This is a genomic window from Dietzia sp. Die43 (assembly GCF_024519835.1).
Lineage (GTDB): Bacteria > Actinomycetota > Actinomycetes > Mycobacteriales > Mycobacteriaceae > Dietzia > Dietzia kunjamensis.
The window spans coordinates 1-3,719 of sequence record NZ_JALJRF010000040.1; the positions used below are offsets into that span (position 1 = coordinate 1).

At 65.8% G+C, this 3,719-nt stretch carries 4 protein-coding genes; all 4 read right to left on the reverse strand.

Annotated features, from left to right (window positions below; translation table 11 throughout):
* Positions 1–312 precede the first annotated feature (312 nt).
* Positions 313–741 (reverse strand): heavy metal-responsive transcriptional regulator, encoded by a 429-nt coding sequence (locus NR111_RS18025; protein WP_198150781.1) that lies wholly within the window; start codon positions 739–741, stop codon positions 313–315.
* A gap of 243 nt (positions 742–984) precedes the next feature.
* Positions 985–2,502, reverse strand: coding sequence for a recombinase XerD (locus NR111_RS18030; RefSeq protein ID WP_083961625.1), 1,518 nt, complete (start codon positions 2,500–2,502; stop codon positions 985–987).
* 24 nt (positions 2,503–2,526) lie between these two features.
* Complete coding sequence (locus tag NR111_RS18035) at positions 2,527–2,859, reverse strand: helix-turn-helix transcriptional regulator (RefSeq protein WP_017836429.1); 333 nt, start codon at positions 2,857–2,859, stop codon at positions 2,527–2,529.
* A partial coding sequence (locus NR111_RS18040; RefSeq protein WP_256821605.1) for a tyrosine-type recombinase/integrase occupies positions 2,856–3,719 on the reverse strand: 864 nt, incomplete at its 5' end. The genes NR111_RS18035 and NR111_RS18040, both read right to left, overlap by 4 nt.

The following is a 3,719-nucleotide window of genomic DNA, read 5'->3' on the forward strand; positions in this document are numbered from 1 at the left end:
TAGGTGGAAGGTCTGCGTATTAGATTCATGCGTATTCGAGTCGGCAGGCAGGGGCCGTCCCTGGCCGTTGTTCCGAGCGGGTTCTCCCGCAGGGGGAGGCCGGATCACAACGTGCGGCCGGTACGGTTTGCGTGCCGGGTTGGCGGTATCGCGTTAGGGGATCCTCAATCGGAACCAGTCCGCAGATTGCTCAGCCGACCCGCGACCCAGGGCGAGGAGCAAGGAGGGGGCCGGAGCCCCCTCCTTGCTGGTTAGCAGCCGCAGCCGCAGAGTTCTGGCGGGCACATCGGGTCTTCGCAGCAGTCGTGCATCTCAGTTCACCTCCTTCTTTGTTTCAAGCCAAGTTCCTGGGGTCGGGGGTGGGCAATTCTCGGCAGGCAAGGCTGTGAGCATGGTCGTCATCTCGGTTCGCAGAGTTTTCAGACGTTTAATTTCTGCATCGAGTTCGGTCAACCGGCGGGTGAGTAGGTCTCCTGCCGGTTCACACGGACAGGCTCCTGTGTCTCTGACGGAGAGGAGGTCACGGATGTCGTCGAGCTTGAGGCCTAGCCGCTGTGCCCCCTGGATGAAGCGCAGACGATCCACCGCTTGCGTGCTGTAGATCCGATAGCCCGACGGGGTGCGGGCTGGGGGCGGTAGTAAGTCAACTCTCTCGTAGTAGCGGATCGTGTCCGGGCTGAGGCCGACGACGTTGGCGAGCTCTCCGATCCGCATGTAGCTCGTCATTGCCTGGCTTGTCATGACCTCACGGTAGACCTTGGAGTGCACTTCAAGGTCAAGCGCCGGGATCAGGAGTCTTCCCGTCAGCCTCAGCTAGTGCTCCATGTGGTTTGGTACCACCCAGCTCGTCGGCCGGATTTTGCTCGTCGACGGCGACTCCAGCGTTCGTCCGGACCCCATTCGGGAAACAGCGGAAACGCGTAACGTTGCCTGTTTTCGGATGCTGTGGACCCGAGTGTCTCCACGGCGGACGATTGCGCGACGCTACGGGGTATCCGTTGGGCGGGGGAGGGATCGGCCGACGTAGCGGGCCCAGGGTTCGGCTGTTTTGCTGGCGTGGCGGAAGGCGACTTGGTGGCTGTAGCCGAGGGCGTCGGCCACGAGTGAGGGCGGGCATTCGACGACGAGCTCGGCCAGGGCTCGGTTGCGTGCTCCGCGCAGGTTGATGCCCAGGCCGCGGAGTCGGTTTGCGACGGTGGTGGGGTGGAGGTGTCGTCCGGCGAGCGTGCCGGGCAGTAGCCAGGGGTTGTCACCGCCGGCGCCGGTGCGCAGGTTCGGGCGAGTGGCCAGGTGGGTGCGCAGGAGGCCGGCGAAGGGTTCGGGCACGTCGGTGGGGCGTAGGCCGAGTGCGATGGTCATCCCGTCTGCCTGGTCGGTGACGTCGGAGACTTGCAGGGTGACGATTCTGGTGATCGGACGGGCGTAGAGGAGCAGGAGTGTGCCGGCGACGCGGTAGGGCAGTGTCTCGCTGTTGCCGGTGAGGAGTTCGTGGATCCACGCGATCCGCTGGTCTTGAGTCAACGACGGGCTGCTGCGGGCGGCACGGTGCCCAACGGTGACGGTGGTGTTGAGGCGGGTGCGTGCGGCGACGACGAAGAAGGTCCGGATCAGTTGTCGGGTACTGGGTCCGGTGGCGAGCCACTCGTCGATGTCGGGCTGGGTGCAGGTTGCGGCAGTGCGCCCATAGGTGGTGTGCAGCCAGCTCAGGAACTTGATGGTCTCGGTGATCTCTTGCTTCGCCGAATGGATCGGTGCCCGGGTGGGCGTCCCGTCGGCGGCTTTGGCTCGGATGCGGCGCAGGTGATGCCAGGTCGCGAAGTGATGGACGGGCTGGCGGACCTCGTCGGGCAGGCCGTCGAGCTTCGTGGCGATCCACTGTTCGAACCGCGGCAAGTAGGGATCCCGTGTGGGTAGGAGGTCGTGGTGCTGTAGCAGTGCACGAACGTGTTCGGCCGGTTTGCCGCCGACGGCGTCGAATCCGTCGTGGGTGCAGGGGATTGAGCCGTCGCCGAGTCCGGTGAGCAGGGTTTTCACTTTGGGTGAGCGTTTCCAGGTGATGATCGATTCGGGTCGGTCGGCGGCGCACAGGGCGTCGACGAGACCGGCCAGTGTGGGATCGCTGGGGGCACTGCCGAGCAGGGCGTGAAGGTCCTCGCGCAGGACGCAGCGGACACAGAGGTTGCCGCGGTGATGGCCTGCTTCGGCGCCGCAGCGCTGGCAGTGGAAGTCGACGTCGATGCCGGCGCAGGTGCCGCAGACCGGTTCGCCGTCGGCGCCTGGAGGGCCGGGCAGGAGCCGGTCCTGTCGGCAGTTCGGGCAGGTGCCGTGGGTGTGGATCGCGGTGTTGTAGCAGGTGAAGCACAGTCGCCCCTCTGGCCAACGCGCTGCCAGGCGGGGGATGTTGCGGCCACACCGGGCACAGGGGTCATCTCGGGTACTGGTGGCGCGTGGTCGGCCGCGGCGGGTGGAACGAGGCGACAGGCCGTCAGGGGTCGGGTTCATTGGTCGTCCTCCTCGCGGGCGGGGCTATTCGTCGAGGATGTTGGCGCGGCGTGGGCGGACGGACCGGTCGAGGTCGACGACATTCGCTGCCGGGGTGGTGCCGGTTTTGCGGGCGCGTGCATCAGCAGCGGTGACGGTGAGCAGGTCGTCGGGTCCGCAGTCGAAGATGTCGCACAGGGCGGCTACGACCTGCAGGGAGATGCGTTCGGGGCGCTGGGTAACCAGTCGGTAGACCTGCGGCCGGGACAGGGTGATGTCGCGTTCGGCCAGGTGCGGGATCAGTTCGGTGGTGTTGTGCATGCCGCGTGCGGCCATGAGCTCGGCCAGACGCCAGCGGTAGTCGACGGTGCGCTTCATGATGGTCCGCTCCGATCGTCGGGTGACAGTGCTTGATTCATCGTGCGGTCGAGCGCGGCGCGGAGGGTGGAGCGCCGGAACTCATCGGAGGTGAACTGGTAGATCCCGGTGGTCGAGGCGTACTCGTGGCCCATCTGGTCCTGGACGAACCGGGGATCCCATCCCGCTTCCAGCAGGTGAGTGGCGTACGAGCGACGGAAGGAATGGATATCGAGACCATCGGAGAATCCGAGTTCGTCGCAGTACCGGCGTAGCCGACGCAGCAAGGTCGATTCCACGACGAGTCCGCCACGTTCACTACAGAACAGCTCGAGGCCGTCGGGGGCGCCGCGGCCATTGGCCAGCCAGTCTTCGAGGATGCTTGGAGTCCAGCGCCATACGGTCAACACGCTGCGGGGCCGAAAGGGAGAGGCGCGTCGGGATTTTCCGTAGCGGACCTTGCAGAGGCCGAAGGCCCCGAATTCGCGGGCGTGGGGATTGCGGGCGAAGTCGACGGTTTGCAGGTGGCGCAACTCGTTGAATCGCAGACCGTAGCCGTAGGCGATCTTCATCATGACCGCGTCCCGGTAGGCGGGCTGCCAGCCTTTCCGCCCGGAGGCGCCAGCGCGTGCGACTTCGTTGTCGGCGTGCTCAAACAGTGCATCGAGTTCCTCGCGAGTGTAGGGCCGCTTTGTGGCCCGCCCGTCGTAGGCCTGCACGTGTGGTGCGGTGTTCCAGTCGAAGAACACCTGCGCCGGATGGGTGCCGAAGTGCTGCTCGCACACCCGATCCCAGCCGTAATCCGGATTGGCGATGTAGCTGGTGAACGCCCGCAGTGCGCAGTGGTAGCCGCGAAGAGTGGAGTGGGCGACGTGTTTGAC